The sequence below is a fragment of the Candidatus Dormiibacterota bacterium genome, from assembly GCA_035532035.1.
Lineage (GTDB): Bacteria > Vulcanimicrobiota > Vulcanimicrobiia > Vulcanimicrobiales > Vulcanimicrobiaceae > Tyrphobacter.
In genome coordinates this window covers 291,214-305,000 of the sequence record DATKRS010000004.1, presented here as the reverse complement: position 1 = coordinate 305,000, position 13,787 = coordinate 291,214, and the positions used below count along the sequence as shown (strand labels likewise).

16 protein-coding genes and 1 rRNA gene (1 of these 17 running past the window's edge) are annotated in these 13,787 nt (G+C 64.8%); all 17 read right to left on the bottom strand.

Annotated elements, in window-relative coordinates; genetic code table 11:
* Positions 1–187: ribosomal RNA gene (locus tag VMV82_02155) — 16S ribosomal RNA — on the bottom strand; it reaches 1,316 nt to the left of the window's first position.
* A gap of 394 nt (positions 188–581) precedes the next feature.
* On the bottom strand, positions 582–2,150 hold the full coding sequence (gene pruA / locus VMV82_02150) for an L-glutamate gamma-semialdehyde dehydrogenase (GenBank protein ID HUY40355.1): 1,569 nt from the start codon (positions 2,148–2,150) through the stop codon (positions 582–584).
* A gap of 39 nt (positions 2,151–2,189) precedes the next feature.
* A complete protein-coding gene (gene trpA / locus VMV82_02145) occupies positions 2,190–2,978 on the bottom strand; it encodes a tryptophan synthase subunit alpha (GenBank protein ID HUY40354.1) in 789 nt (262 codons plus the stop codon).
* Positions 2,978–4,147 (bottom strand): tryptophan synthase subunit beta, encoded by a 1,170-nt coding sequence (gene trpB / locus VMV82_02140; GenBank protein HUY40353.1) that lies wholly within the window; start codon positions 4,145–4,147, stop codon positions 2,978–2,980. The genes trpA and trpB overlap by 1 nt, the downstream gene beginning before the upstream one ends.
* Entirely contained in the window at positions 4,137–4,766 is a 630-nt protein-coding gene (locus VMV82_02135; GenBank protein ID HUY40352.1) for a phosphoribosylanthranilate isomerase, read from the bottom strand. Before VMV82_02135 ends, trpB begins: the two co-directional genes overlap by 11 nt.
* On the bottom strand, positions 4,766–5,563 hold the full coding sequence (locus VMV82_02130) for an indole-3-glycerol phosphate synthase TrpC (GenBank protein HUY40351.1): 798 nt from the start codon (positions 5,561–5,563) through the stop codon (positions 4,766–4,768). Before VMV82_02130 ends, VMV82_02135 begins: the two co-directional genes overlap by 1 nt.
* Positions 5,556–6,542 (bottom strand): anthranilate phosphoribosyltransferase, encoded by a 987-nt coding sequence (trpD, locus tag VMV82_02125; protein ID HUY40350.1) that lies wholly within the window; start codon positions 6,540–6,542, stop codon positions 5,556–5,558. Before trpD ends, VMV82_02130 begins: the two co-directional genes overlap by 8 nt.
* A gap of 18 nt (positions 6,543–6,560) precedes the next feature.
* The gene (gene rplQ / locus VMV82_02120; protein HUY40349.1) at positions 6,561–6,902 is read right to left on the bottom strand and encodes a 50S ribosomal protein L17; all 342 of its coding nucleotides are present in this window, start codon (positions 6,900–6,902) and stop codon (positions 6,561–6,563) included.
* Positions 6,903–6,916: 14 nt separating this feature from the next.
* Entirely contained in the window at positions 6,917–7,843 is a 927-nt protein-coding gene (locus VMV82_02115) for a DNA-directed RNA polymerase subunit alpha (protein ID HUY40348.1), read from the bottom strand.
* Positions 7,844–7,953: 110 nt separating this feature from the next.
* On the bottom strand, positions 7,954–8,610 hold the full coding sequence (gene rpsD / locus VMV82_02110; protein HUY40347.1) for a 30S ribosomal protein S4: 657 nt from the start codon (positions 8,608–8,610) through the stop codon (positions 7,954–7,956).
* Entirely contained in the window at positions 8,610–9,005 is a 396-nt protein-coding gene (gene rpsK, locus VMV82_02105; GenBank protein ID HUY40346.1) for a 30S ribosomal protein S11, read from the bottom strand. Before rpsK ends, rpsD begins: the two co-directional genes overlap by 1 nt.
* Before the next feature lie 137 nt (positions 9,006–9,142).
* Positions 9,143–10,432 (bottom strand): copper amine oxidase N-terminal domain-containing protein, encoded by a 1,290-nt coding sequence (locus tag VMV82_02100; protein HUY40345.1) that lies wholly within the window; start codon positions 10,430–10,432, stop codon positions 9,143–9,145.
* Between the two features lie 65 nt (positions 10,433–10,497).
* Positions 10,498–11,685 (bottom strand): MFS transporter, encoded by a 1,188-nt coding sequence (locus tag VMV82_02095; protein ID HUY40344.1) that lies wholly within the window; start codon positions 11,683–11,685, stop codon positions 10,498–10,500.
* Positions 11,678–12,409 carry an NTP transferase domain-containing protein gene (locus tag VMV82_02090; GenBank protein HUY40343.1) on the bottom strand — a complete coding sequence of 244 codons (732 nt, stop codon included), beginning with the start codon at positions 12,407–12,409 and terminating at the stop codon, positions 11,678–11,680. The genes VMV82_02095 and VMV82_02090 overlap by 8 nt, the downstream gene beginning before the upstream one ends.
* Positions 12,406–13,266 carry a DUF72 domain-containing protein gene (locus VMV82_02085; GenBank protein ID HUY40342.1) on the bottom strand — a complete coding sequence of 287 codons (861 nt, stop codon included), beginning with the start codon at positions 13,264–13,266 and terminating at the stop codon, positions 12,406–12,408. The genes VMV82_02090 and VMV82_02085 overlap by 4 nt, the downstream gene beginning before the upstream one ends.
* 10 nt (positions 13,267–13,276) lie before the next feature.
* Positions 13,277–13,663: a 30S ribosomal protein S13 gene (gene rpsM, locus VMV82_02080; protein HUY40341.1), complete on the bottom strand. Its 387-nt coding sequence runs from the start codon at positions 13,661–13,663 to the stop codon at positions 13,277–13,279.
* A 6-nt stretch (positions 13,664–13,669) separates the two neighbouring features.
* A complete protein-coding gene (gene rpmJ, locus VMV82_02075) occupies positions 13,670–13,786 on the bottom strand; it encodes a 50S ribosomal protein L36 (protein HUY40340.1) in 117 nt (38 codons plus the stop codon).
* Between the last annotated feature and the right edge of the window lies 1 nt (position 13,787).

Genomic DNA, 13,787 nt, shown 5'->3' with positions numbered 1-13,787 from the left:
CGAGATGCCTCGCGACGATCGTATGCGGTATTAGCTAACCTTTCGGCTAGTTATCCCCCACTGTAAGGCAGATTGACCACGCGTTACTCACCCGTCTGCCACTGGAGTATTGCTACCCCCGTTCGACTTGCATGTGTTAGGCACGCCGCCAGCGTTAGTCCTGAGCCAGGATCAAACTCTCCATAAAAAGATTATGGAGCCGATTTGGCTCTTTTAATTTCGCACGACCATTTACGACTCGGTTGCGACCTCCGAATCCCCCGTAAGCCGTCCGCAAAGCGGACGAGTCAAAGGGTGGTCAGGAAATGTACGTTCTCAACTACAGAAATGTAGAAGAGACCCACAGACTATTTGCGCTGCTGCACTGTTCAGTTTTCAAGGAGCGAGCCCCAAGCCGCACGACGACCCTGAGGCGAGTCTTGCGGACCGCCTTTGGACGCCGGGGGCCAGGGTTCGACGGCCATCATATCGCGGGGCATATGGCCTGTCAAGGAAGATCGTAAAGAGGAGCCTGCCGGGCCGGCTCCGGCCCTGGCGAAGCTTGTGGGAGGAGCGCTTGGTTGCCGCTCCAGCTGCCGGGGTCAGAGCTTGCGCGACATCGTCTTCGCCTGGAGATAGAGCAGGAGGTAGTCGCGACCGCCTGCCTTGCTGTCGGTCCCCGACATATTGAAGCCGCCGAACGGATGCGCGCCGACCATCGCCCCGGTACTCTTGCGGTTGAAGTAGAGGTTCCCGACGAAGAACTCGTCGCGAGCGCGCTCGATCTTCTTCTCGTCGCTCGTATACACCGAACCCGTGAGGCCGAACTCGGTGCCGTTGGCGATGGCCATCGCTTCGTCGAAGTCCTTCGCTTTGATCACGGCGAGAACCGGGCCGAAGATCTCTTCCTGTGCGATTGTCGCGTCGGGCGCGACGTCCGCGATGACCGTCGGCTCGAGAAAGTAGCCCTCCGCGCCTTGGGCGCGCCCCCCTCCTGCGATGAGGCGTCCCTCGCGCTTTCCCACCTCGATGTAGCGCGAGATCGATTCCAATGCTTGTGCGTTGATGACCGGGCCCATGACGGTGCTATGCTCCCACGGGTCGCCGACTGCGATCTTCGCGACGCGTGCTTTCAGCTTCTCGAGGAATGCGTCGTACACGGGTTCCTCGACGATCGCGCGCGAGCATGCCGAACACTTCTGCCCCTGGAAGCCGAACGCCGACGCTGCAACGCCTTCGACTGCCGCGTCGAGATCGGCGTCGGCCGCCACGATGATGGCGTCCTTGCCGCCCATTTCCGCGACGACGCGCTTGATCCAGCGCTGACCTTTTTGCGGCTTCGCCGCCAAATCGTTGATGTGCAGCCCCACTTCTTTCGAGCCCGTGAACGAGATGAAGCGTACCTTGGGATGAGCGACGACGAGATCCCCGATCTCGCTTCCTGAGCCCGGCAGATAGTTCAAAACGCCGGCGGGAAGGCCGGCCTCCTGCATGAGGTCGACGAACCACGCTGCAACGATGGCCGCATCGCTCGAAGGTTTGAGCACGACCGTGTTGCCGGCGACGACTGCCGCCGAGGTCATTCCGATCATGATCGCAGCGGCGAAGTTCCATGGCGGAATCACGACGCCGACGCCAAGCGGAATGTAGACGAGCTCGTTGCGTTCGCCTGAGATGGGCGTCACCGGCTGCGGTTGCGCGTAGCGCAGCATCTCGCGACCGTAGAACTCTAGAAAATCGATCCCCTCGGCGACGTCCGCATCGGCCTCCGGCCAGCTCTTTCCGACTTCGTACACGAGCAGCGCATCGTAGAGGAAGCGTCGCTCGCGCAACAGCGCCGCGCTTTTGAAGAGTACGCCCGCTCGCCGCTGCGCCGGCACGCGCCTCCAGCTCGAGAACGCGCGCTCCGCGGCGTCTACTGCGCGTTGCGCGTCCTCCGCGGACGCGGACGCCGCCTCTCCAACGATCTCGCTCGGAGCTGCGGGATTAAGCGAACGAATGTGCTTGCCCGTCTCGACGCGCTGGCCGTCGATGACCAGCGGATAGAACCGGCCGAAACCATGCTTCACCTCGGCTAGAGCCGCCTCCATTGCAGCGATCTCTCCTGCGTCGGTAAACGTTTTGATCCGTTCGTTCTCGAACGGGAGCGTGCGCACCGTCGTCGTCGTCATATGTGAAGTATTATCGCTGCCGCGCGAGAATCCCGCAACTTACGAGGCGCGGACGAGTTCCAGTGCAAACGCCTGCGCGCGTGCAGTGGCCTCCTCTCCCGTCGTTCCCGCGTAGGCGTCGATCAACGCGCTGCCGACGATGAAGCCGTCTACAAGCGATGCGATCGTATCGACGTGCGCGCGCGTACTGATGCCGAAGCCCACCGCAAGCGGCGTGCGCGTCACCGCACGAAGCAACGTGGTCTGCACGCGCAGCGGTTCCACGCTCGGTGCCGCGGCTGCACCTGTGACGCCCAGGCGAGAAACGATGTAGACGAAGCCCGTCGCGCGCTGCGCGATCCTCGTCGCGCGCTGCGCGGGCGTCGTCGGAGCGACGAGTAGCGGCATGGCAAGCCCGCGCCGCTCGAACGCCGGTTGCACCTCGTCGAGCTCCTCGAGCGTAATATCCGGAATGATGACGCCGGCCGCGCCGGCGCTCGCCGCATCTGCAGCGAACAGGTCGAGGCCGTACGCGCACACCGGGTTGAAGTACGTGAAGAGCACGACGGGGATCGCATCGCTCAACCGCTGCACGAGCGCCAAGACGTCACGGACTCGAGTTCCGCTCGCGAGGGCCCGCTGTCCGGCCGCGGCGATTGTCGGTCCGTCGGCGAGCGGATCGCCGTATGGTACGCCCAGCTCGAGCGCTACGGCTCCCACCTGCGCGAGCCCGCGAGCGATCGCCTCGGTGCTTGCAATATCTGGATCGCCCGCCATGAGGTAGGGAATGAACGCGGGCTTGCGCGAGCGCAGCGCGTGTTCCAGGCGCAGGTTCGACGCTGCACTCACTACGCGCGGGATGACAAGAAACGCACGTGCGCGAGATCTTTGTCGCCGCGGCCGCTGAGATTCACCAGTACGAGGTCGCTACGGTCCGCTGAGAGCGTCCGCGCAAACGCGAGGGCGTGCGCGCTCTCCAGCGCCGGCACGATGCCTTCGGCGCCGGCGAAATCGTGGAAGGCCCCCAGAGCCTCCTCGTCGCGAATCGCGACGTATCGTACGCGTTCGCTCTCCTTCAGGTACGCGTGCTCGGGTCCGACGCCCGGATAGTCCAGGCCCGCACTGACCGAGTGCGTCTGCGCAATTTGGCCCTCGGCACTTTGCAAGACGTAGGAACGCGATCCATGCAGCACGCCGACGCTTCCCGCGGTGAGCGATGCCGCCGTCTCACCGCTCTCCGTGCCCGCTCCCGCAGCCTCCACTCCCCATAGCCGAACGTCGTCGTTCAAGAAGGCCGTGAAGATGCCGATGGCGTTGCTGCCGCCTCCGACACAGGCGACGACGTCGCTTGGGAGACGGCCGTACTCGCGCGCGCACTGCTCGCGCGCCTCATCGCCGATGACGCGTTGGAGTTCACGCACGAGGTACGGATACGGATGCGCGCCGACGACGCTCCCGATGACGTAGAAACTCTCCTCTACCTCTGTCGCCCAAACGCGGAACGCTTCGTTCGTTGCGTCCTTCAGCGTCTGCGTTCCCGAGTGCACCGGATGCACCGTCGCGCCCAAGAGCTGCATCAATGCGACGTTGGGTGCCTGGCGTTCGACGTCGCGCGCGCCCATGTAGACGTCGACGGGCAAGCCGAACCTCGCCCCGACCGTGGCGGTGGCGACACCGTGCTGGCCCGCCCCAGTCTCGGCGATGAGGCGCTTCTTTCCCATGCGGCGCGCGAGCAATGCCTGACCAAGCGTGTTGTTGATTTTGTGCGAGCCCGTGTGGTTGAGGTCTTCACGCTTCACGATCATCGGTACGCCCGGCGCTTCGAAGCGCTGCGCACGGTAGAGCGGCGATGGCCTGCCGACATACGAGCGCAGCAGTGCACGGTACTCGCTCCAGAAATGCTCGTCCTCGAAAGCCTCTGCGACGGCGCGCTCGAGCTCCTCGAGTGCATACGCGAGAACCTCCGGCACGAACCGGCCGCCGAAGGCACCGAAATAGCCGCGAGCGTCAGGCTTCATCCGCGTCTTTCACGGCACGTACGAACGCAGCCATCTTCACCGCGTCCTTTCGTCCTCTGCTGTCCTCGACGCCGCTGCGCGCATCGACCGCGAACGGCCGGACCTCTCGCACGCACCCCGCGACGTTCTCCGGCGTCAGGCCGCCCGCAATCGCGATAGGCCGCACGCGCGCGATGGTCGCGACGTGCTCCCACGCGAAGGGCGTGCCCGGAAGGCCGCGGTCTTCTCGCGCCGTGTCGAAGAGCACGAGCGCATCGGGAAACTCGCGGCAGCGGTGCGCGAGCCGCTCCGTCGAGTCGCCCGGCATCACCGGAAGCGCCTTCACGACCAGTCCCCCGATTTCCGAGGCGAACGTTCCGGATTCGTTTCCGTGCAGCTGGACGACGAGGCCCGGCAGCTCGTCTCGAGCCGCCTCGATCTCGGCGCGCTTCGGGTTCGCAAAGACGCCCACGGCAGTTACGAACGGGGGGATGCGGCGCGCGATCTCCTCGAATGCCGGCCACGTGATGTGCCGCGGCGACGCCGCGAAGATCATGCCGACCGCATCGGCGCCGGCGTCGATCGCTTGTTCTACGTCGGTCCAGCTCGTGCAGCCACAGAACTTCACGCGCGTGCGCATCAGCGAACGTCCGCCCGAAGCGCTGCCTTCAAGCTCGCGATGCGCTCGCCCGGCGATTCTGCGCGCATTAACGCCTCCCCGATGAGGAATCCCCGTGCTCCAGCCTGCCGCAAGCGCAGCAAGTCTTCCGCATGTTGCATTCCGCTCTCGCTGATCGCGAAGACCTCCCGCGGAACCTGCGGTAAGAGCAACTCGCTCGTCGCGAGATCGGTCGTCAGCGTGCGCAGGTTGCGGTTGTTCACCCCGACGACTCTCGCTCCGCTGCGCACTGCACGCTCGAGCTCGGCCTCGTCGTGTACCTCGACGAGCGCATCCATAGCGTACGCCGAGACCTCGTCCATGCAGGCTGCCAGCATCCGGTCGTCGAGCGCGGCGACGATGAGCAGCACGCAGTCCGCACCGTGCGCCGCCGACTGCGCGATTGCATAACGGCTTCCGAGAAAATCTTTGCGCAAGATCGGCCGCCGTGACGCCGCGCGCGCGACGTCGACAAATGCCAAATCACCAAGGAAATGATCGGGCTCCGTGAGGACGCTGATCGCATCCGCGTCGTCGTAGCTGCGGGCAATCGCTGCGGCGTCGAAGTTCCGCGCGATGAGCCCCGCCGAAGGCGACGCCCGCTTGATTTCCGCGACGATCGCGCAGCCATCGGCGGCGCGCAACGCGCCGAGAAAGCCGCGACGCTCGCCCATCCGCGCGAGCGCGCGTTCCCGCACCGTTGCATACGACTCGGAGCGCTCCGCTGCGGCGAACCGCTCGAGCGCTGACGCAAAAATCGGCTCCAGCACGTCAGGCATAGGCAACCGTCTTCGCGCGCTCGAAGACGCGCAACGCTTCTCCGCTCGCAAGCACCTCGCGCGCGGATGCAAATGCATCTTCGAGCGATGGGCGAGCGCCGGCCACGGTCAACGCGAGCGCGGCATTGAGCGCGACGACGTCCGCGCGCGCAGATTGCTCTCCGCCCAGTACGTCTAGAAAGGCTGCCAGGCACGCATCCCGCGTCGCGCCCGAAAGCTCCGCTAATGAGGCGTGCACGCCGAAGGCGCTCGGATCGATCTCGAACCGCCGCACGTCATTCCCAAACAAAAGCACGCTCGTCGCGCCCTCGCCCGCGATTTCGTCCATGCCGCCGGGACCGTGCACGACCGCGCCGCTCGTTCCCATCCGCTCCAGGATGGCAGCCACAATCTCTACTGCAGCGGGACGCGCCACGCCGACGACGAGATGCGTCGGGCGCGCGGGGTTCGTTAGCGGGCCCAGCAGATTGAAGATCGTCGGAACGCCCAGCTCTCCACGCATCGGCGCGACCTGCTTCATCGCGGGATGGTAGTGCGGCGCAAAAAGGAACGTGAAGTTCGTCTCGCGCAGCATGCGCGCGCTGCGCTGCGGTGACGCATCGAGCCGTAACCCCGCAGCCTCGAGAACGTCGGCGCTGCCACATACGCCCGAGGCCGCACGATTTCCGTGCTTCGCAACGGGAACGCCTGCCGCTGCGACGACGAGGGCAGCCATCGTGGAGATGTTGATCGTCCCCGAGCTGTCGCCTCCTGTGCCGACGATGTCGACCAGCACCGGCAGCTCGTGATCGAGACGCACGCATCGCTCGCGCATCGCGCGCGCCGCTCCGGCGACCTCGTCATGCGTTTCGCCGCGAGCCGCAAGCGCGACGAGCAGCCCAGCCGCCAGACTCGGCCCGACGTCGCCGTCCATGATGGCCCCGACGAGGGCGGCCGCCTCCGCTTCGTCGAGCCTCCCGCCGTCCAAGATACGGCGCAGCAGCGACGCGTACGAAATCTACCTCACCAACTCCACCAGCGACAGCTCCGCGGCGTCGCCGTTGCGCACGCGCGTCTTCGTGATGCGCGTATAGCCGCCCGCTCTCCCGCGGAATCCCGGCGCGATCTGCTCGACCAGTTTCTTCACCACCGCGGGCTCGGTGACGTATTCCGCAACGCGCCTGCGCGCCGCGAGGTCGCCCTTCATCGCCGCCGTGATGAGGCGCTCGGCTAAGCGGCTGACCTCCTTCGCCTTCGTGGACGTCGTCTCGATCTTCTCGTGCTTGAACAACGACGTAGCGAGATTGCGCAGCAGCGCGCGCCGATGCCCGTCGGTTCGTGAAAGCCGCTTGTACGCGATCTGGTGCGGCATCGTTACGACTGCCGAAGCGAGAGCCCACGCTCCGCGAGTACTTGCTTGATCTCGTCGAGTGACTTCTTGCCGAAGTTGCGCATCTTCATGATCTCGTCCTCGCTCAGATCGAGTAGCTCGGAGATCTTCGAGATTCCCGCGCGCTTCAGGCAATTGAAAGAGCGTACGGAGAGGTTGAGCGTCTCGACCGGTACGTCCCACTCGTTCGGCGGCGTCTCCGGTAGCGGCTCCGTCCGATCGGTGAAGGATACGAAGAGATCGAACTGTTCTTGCGCAATCCGCGCGGCGGTCGCTAGTGCTTCTTCCGGAGTGATGGCGCCGTTCGTCTCGATCTCGACGGTCAGACGGTCGTAGTCGACGCTCTGGCCGACGCGCGTGTCGTCAACGGTGAAGTTGACCTTGCGGATCGGCGAGAACATCGAATCGAGCGGGATCAGGCCGATCATGTGCTCGACGTTGCGCTGGCGATCGGCCATGACGTAGCCGCGCCCCTTTTCGATGCCGATCTCCATGGAGAGTTTCGCGTCCTTCGCCGTCAACGTCGCGAGATGATACGAGGGCTCGAGGATCTCGACGTCGGCATCCGGTGTGATGTCGCCAGCGATGACGTTCTTCGCTCCGTTCGCGTTGAGCGTCAGGACTTTGGGCTCGTCACCGTTGAGCTTGACGGGCAGTCCTTTCAGATTGAGCATCAGCGCGATCGTGTCCTCGACCATCCCCGGGATGGTCGAGAACTCGTGCAACACGCCGTTGAGCTTCATGTACGTGACTGCGGCGCCGGGGATCGAGCTGAGGAGAATCCGGCGCAGCGCGTTTCCGAGCGTGATGCCGAATCCGCGATCGAGCGGTTCGACGATGAACTTCGCATAGTTCTCGCGTCGCTCGCGAACCTCGATGTTTGCGCCGACGGGTGCTTCCAGAGTGGTCATGGTGCGGTTTCTTCGATCCTTTGCGGGCCGTTTACGTTATCCGGTTCGGGTCCCTGACCCGCTCCGATCGTACGCCTAACGGCGGAATGTCGTCGTTCCGCGGATGCGGATCAACGAGAGTAGTATTCGACGATGAGCTGTTCGTCCACCGGCGTGTCGATATGCTCGCGGGCTGGTAGTTGCAGCACTTTCGCAGCGTGCTCCTGCTCGTTCCATTCGAGCCAATCGGGAGGGCGCCGGCTGCGCGCTTGTTCCAAGTTGGCTTCGAAAACCGGCGACTTGAGGCTGCGCTGCCCAATGGTCACGACGTCGCCTGGCCTCACGATATGCGACGGAACGTTGACGACCTTGCCGTTGATCTTGAAGTGGCGGTGCGTGACGAGTTGCCGCGCCTGCGCGCGGCTTGCCGCCAGGTTCAACCGGTAGACGATGTTGTCGAGGCGCCGCTCTAATAACTGTAAGAACGTTCTTCCTGTCTGTCCCGGAACGCGAGCCGCCTCGCGAAAGTAGTTCTTGAACTGCGCTTCGTGCACGCCGTAGTAACGGCGCATTTTCTGTTTCTCGCGCAGCTGCCGCCCGTACTCCGAGACCTTCGTGCGCGATTTTCCCGCCGTTTTCTGGCCGGGAGCCGTTCCACGCCGCTCGACCGCGCACTTGCGTGAGAGACAGCGATCGCCTTTGAGGAACAGCTTGATCTTCTCGCCCGTCTTGCTCGCCGCGGTCTCGCGACGGCAGAGGCGACAGACCGGTCCGGTGTACCGCGACATTATACCCTCCGCCGCTTGGGCGGGCGGCAGCCGTTGTGCGGAATCGGCGTGACGTCCTTAATGAGCGTAATCTCCAGGCCAGCCGCTTGCAGCGATCGGATCGCAGCCTCACGGCCGGCTCCGGGTCCCCTGACGAGCACTTCCGTCGTCTTGAGCCCGTGTTCCATCGCTTTGCGCGCCGCGGCTTCGGCTGCCATCTGGGCCGCGAACGGCGTCGACTTCTTCGAGCCTTTGAAACCAAGGTTTCCGGCTGAAGCCCACGAGAGTACGTTCCCGTGCGCGTCGGCAATCGTCACGATGGTGTTATTGAAGGATGCATGAATGTGGGAGACGCCCGTTTGGACGTTCTTCACCTCACGCTTGCGGCGTGTCTTGGTTTGCTTTTTGGCAGCCAAAAAGAGACTCCGGTGGAAGGCGAGTATGCCGCGAGCACCGGTGAGAGCCCCGGCGCCAAGGGTGTATCTTATCGTAGCCGGAGGCCTAGGTCAAGGCGCGGAGGCCGGCCGAGCGCCGGGCCTCCGCGCCGGGGCATCTAGAACTTGATCCCGATCCCCGCGTACGGCCCGTTGTGGCTGTAAGACGCCGGGTCGTTTGCGTTGGCGGCCCGGCCGCTGTCACCGAGCCAGCCCAAGTCGATGAAGATCGGGCTGTTGCCGATGACGTAGGTCAGGCCGATCTGGTACTTGAGCACGCGGTAGGCGAGAAGCCATGGCGCGCCTAGGCTGTCCGTGTACGTGCCGCGCACGTTCGGGTAGTACCACGCGCTGCCGTACAGCGACAAGGCGTGATCGAGGTCCGGCAGTTTTTCCACGCCGAAGCCCCAGCCGTTCATGCTCGGATACCCGTAGTTGTTCGAGCGCCAAAGGTACCCGACGCCGATATAGATCCGCGGTTGCGCGACGCGGATACCCACGCGAGCGTCGAGATCCTGGTCGCGCGCCGTAAAGGACGGCACGAACGAGGTTCCGATGCCGCCGATGTTCGTAACGATGCACTGCGGATCGGTTGGGCTCGCGCAGTTGTGCGGATACTGGTACTGCCGGAAGTCCCCGGCGATCATCCACGGGATGCTCCACGTGGTGAACTCAAATGCGCCACGCACCGCGTACGAAGATCTACCCGTGTTTCCGGGGCTGAACTCGTTGTACACCTTCGGAGAGATGATGTAGTCTCCGGCGACGTACAGGTCGTTATAGTGCGCCGGCGGAGCTGGAGCCGGTGTCGGGGGCGGTGGCGCGGGAGCAGGCGTCTGCGGCGGAGGCGGAGGCGGAGGCGGCGTCGGCGGCAGATACCGTACGACGACGACGCGCTGGTCCGGCACCCACTGGACGTACGCGCCCATGCCTTCCGAGATCACGCGAACCGGTACGAGGACCATGCCGTCATACATGATCGGTGGCACGTCGAGCGGACGCGACTCGCCGTTCACGACGACCACGGGGCGTCCTACCGTTACCTGGACTTCCGCGCCCGCTTTCGAGACGGTCACGGTGCGCGTCGACGGGTCGTACGCGACCGATGCGCCCATCTGTTCGAACATGGAGCGCAGCGGGATGAGCACTGTGCCGTTGCGGACGAGCGCCGCGAGCACGCGGCTCTGCCGCAGCGTGTCGGGTTTGGTATATACGTGGTGGTCGTTATAGAGAATCGGAATCGCGCCGGACGGCGGCGAGCCGAAATCCGGTGCGGGAGCCGCCGCCTGTGCGACCGCAGCTTTCCCAATGTTACGCTGCGCCGACGCGGGAGACGGCATGGCCACCGCGGCAAGCCCGAAGAACGCTACAATCAGCGTTCCTAGAACCCCGATGCCCAATCGTTTCAAGAATGCCTCCTTATGTGATGACGGAGGGATCGCTGGAATGCCTCGCGCTTATCCGCCATGCCTGCTTATTCCCGTGTCAATCCAGGCGGTAAACGTCGAAGCAAGCAGATACCCGCGAGCATTTCCAGTGCCGCCAGGGCAAAAGCGGCAGTCACGCCGGTCTGCAGGCCACCGCCCAGCCGTTGGACGAGAGCGGTTGCCGCTAGCGGAGCGACGATCTGGGGGGCGATCACCGCGAGATTCCAGAATGCCATGCCGCCCGCTGCCGATGCTTGCGGGATGATGCGGCAGGCAATCGCCCAGTCGGCTACGAGAAACACGCCCCATCCGAGGCCGCCGAGCAGGATGGCTGCAGCGGCAGCGACGATCGAGCGCCCAATGACGAAGATCGCAAGCGCGACGACGGCACAGAGCGCGCCGGCCGTCGCAACGTTGCGCCGGTCGAAGCGATCGCTCGGGCGTCCTCCGAGCGCGGCTCCGGCGGCGCCGACGAGCGTGAAAGCGAGGATCAGAACGCCGTCGACGATTCGCGCTTGCTCCCGCGCGTGCGTGACGAACGCAAGCGTGTAGAAGAACAAATAGCCGAGCAAGGTGTAGAACCCCGCGAAGAGCGACGCGCGAGAGAGGAAGAGCAGCGCAAACGCGCGCGAGAAACGGATCGCGGCGTACGGCGGCGGGATACGCCGCGGCCAGGAACGCACCGTTCGAGCGGTCGCGGCACAGGTGGCGATCAGTAGCGCTCCGAGCACGCTCGCGAGGACGACTCCGTCAGCGATCGCGGTCGCGAGCACGGCTCCGGCCGCATTGCCCGCGCTCTGCAACCCCGCCATCCACGCGGAGGCGATCCCCGCGTTCTTGCGTTCCACGAGATCGGGGATCGCCGCTTGATAGGGGTTGATCGCGACGTTCAATCCGGCTTGCAGCGCCGCATACGAGCACAGCAGCGACCACGGTGACTGCGCGCGATAAAACCATATCAGCATTGCCGAGCCCAGCGCAGCGCCGACGACGTAGAACTCGATGCGTCGGCTCCCGGCCCGCCGCCGCCGATCGCTGAGCGGACCAACGAGGAGTTGAACGCCGGCTGCGACGAGCGCTCCCGACGTGGCGAGATAGCCGTAGAAGACGAGAGCGTGCGCCCCCGCAATCTGCGCGGAGCGCGCCTGAAGCGAGATGCCGAGCAACGCCCCCCAGACCGCTTGGATGCCGAACCAAAACAGGGCGAGGCGCGCCGGGCTTGCGCGACTATTCATGCGCGCAAGCGTAACGATACTGTGCTAGCTCGTCTGCATCGAACCCCAGCTCCGGCGCGCAATTGCGTACCGCCTGGACGCGCAAACCCAAGAGCCTTTCGGAGCGCCGCTCCAGCATCGGAATCGAGATCGCGTTGAACAGAAGCCGGCAGAGCAGATCCGGCCCCGCGAGCCGCGCCATCCTCCACGGGTGCTTTCGTGCGTTGAAGAACTTCGCCGCGAGCTCCGCGACGCGCGATGCCCCGCCCGGCGGCAAGAAGAACGCGCCTCCGTTGACCACGCGCTCCCTTCCGATAGCGATGCCGAAGCCGGGCGCGCCCGGAAAACGAAGTGCGAACGCCGCAGCATCCGTCAAAGCGATTGCCAGGCGCCCTTCGGCGCGTTCCACGAAATCGGTAATCGCAGCAGCACGTACGTACGGAAGGTCGCTCGTTAGATAGAGTAGCGCGTCGTCGTGCGGCCAAGCCCGAAGCGCACGCAGCACGTTCTCCGCACCATCTTCGCTCGCCGGGATGACGCGCTCGACGAGGCCGCCCGCGCAGGCTGCGCGCACCGGCTCATCTCCGACGACCGCGGTTTCCAGCGCGCCGGCTCCGTGTGCCGCTTCGATCGTACGCTCGAGCATGGTTCGCCCCCGCACGCGAGCCAAGGCCTTTACCGTCGTGCCGGCCGCTTCCGCATAGGCGCCGCGCAGTTGGCCGCCTGCGGTGATGACCGCTCTCACCCGCGCAATCCAGGCAACCCCTGCTGCGCCGGATGCTTCGGCGCCGGGTGCGCGAGGGTCGTCTCCGCCGCGTCTGCATACCTGCTCTGCAAGAGCCCCACCAGCGTCGCCGCGTTGCGCGCAGACTGGCCGCGGGCGTGATTGTTGAAGAACGCGAACGTGCGCTGCGTCCGTGCTTCGACGTCCGCGATGCGATCGCACCACGGTGCGAGCTCCTCGTTCGTGTACGCGTAATCGTAGCGCGTAACGTTCGTTCCCTTCCACCACATCCGCGCGTTGCGGCCGTGAAATCGCACGTATCCGATCGGGCCGGTCGCCTCCGATGACGGCGCTAACAGCGTCTCGTATGCCGGCATGTCGACGTTACAATACCCGGCGCCGAGCTCGCGTAGCATAGAGAGCGTCCGCGGGGCGTGCCACTCGCGCCGCCGGAACTCCACTACCAAGGGAACGTCTTCGAATGCCTCAGCGACGCGGCGGACGTACTCCTCGTTGTCCGTACTTGCGCCGAAGCCGTTCGGGAACTGTGCGAGCACGCATGCGAGCTTCGCCGATTCGCGCATCGGTGCCAGCGCTTCGACGAGGCGCCTCGCGTCCTCGTGCACGCGAACGCGCGCATCGGGAGGATGCGTTACCGTTGCCGGCGCCTTGAACGAGAAAAGGAACTCCGGCGGCGTACGCGCGCTCATCGACGCAACGCTGCGTTGCTCCGGGACGCCGTAGTAACTGCTGTCGACCTCGACGGCCGAGAATCGCCGCGCATAAAACGGCAGCATCTCGCTCGGCCGCATGCGTTCGGGATAGAACGGCCCGATCCAATCGCGATACGAGAACCCGCACGTACCGACGTAAATCAACGGCGCGAGGCTACTTCTTCGCGAGAACTTTCTTTTTGCCGGCGACGGTGCGCTTGGGGCCCTTCCGCGTGCGAGCGTTCGTTTTTGTGCGCTGGCCGCGCACGGGAAGCCCGCGACGATGACGCAGGCCGCGATAGCATCCGATGTCCATCAAGCGTTTGACGTTGGATTGAACCTCGCGCCGAAGATCGCCCTCGACCCGCAGCTGCATCTCGTCGATCGCGTCGCGCACGCCCTTCTCTTCTTCTTCGCTCATGTCTTTGACGCGCAGATCCGGACTGATGCGCGCCTGCGCGAGCAGGCGGCGCGCGGTCGACGGGCCGATGCCGTAGATGTACGTGAGCGCGACTTCGATGCGCTTCTCGCGGGGAAGGTCGATTCCGGCAATTCTCGCCATGCTTTGCTACCCTTGTACCTGTTTGTGTTTTGGATTGACTTCGCAGATAATCCGCACCTTACCGTGGCGCCGGATGACCTTGCATTTATCGCACATTCTTTTGACTGACGGACGTACTTTCATC

Coding starts and splice junctions, on each gene's coding strand:
- pruA (HUY40355.1), bottom strand. CDS start 2,150: ATGACGACGACGACGGTGCGCACGCTCCCGTTCGAGAACGAACGGATC.
- trpB (HUY40353.1), bottom strand. CDS start 4,147: ATGAAGCCTGACGCTCGCGGCTATTTCGGTGCCTTCGGCGGCCGGTTC.
- VMV82_02135 (HUY40352.1), bottom strand. CDS start 4,766: ATGCGCACGCGCGTGAAGTTCTGTGGCTGCACGAGCTGGACCGACGTA.
- VMV82_02130 (HUY40351.1), bottom strand. CDS start 5,563: ATGCCTGACGTGCTGGAGCCGATTTTTGCGTCAGCGCTCGAGCGGTTC.
- VMV82_02115 (HUY40348.1), bottom strand. CDS start 7,843: ATGACCACTCTGGAAGCACCCGTCGGCGCAAACATCGAGGTTCGCGAG.
- rpsD (HUY40347.1), bottom strand. CDS start 8,610: ATGTCGCGGTACACCGGACCGGTCTGTCGCCTCTGCCGTCGCGAGACC.
- VMV82_02095 (HUY40344.1), bottom strand. CDS start 11,685: ATGAATAGTCGCGCAAGCCCGGCGCGCCTCGCCCTGTTTTGGTTCGGC.
- rpsM (HUY40341.1), bottom strand. CDS start 13,663: ATGGCGAGAATTGCCGGAATCGACCTTCCCCGCGAGAAGCGCATCGAA.
- rpmJ (HUY40340.1), bottom strand. CDS start 13,786: ATGAAAGTACGTCCGTCAGTCAAAAGAATGTGCGATAAATGCAAGGTC.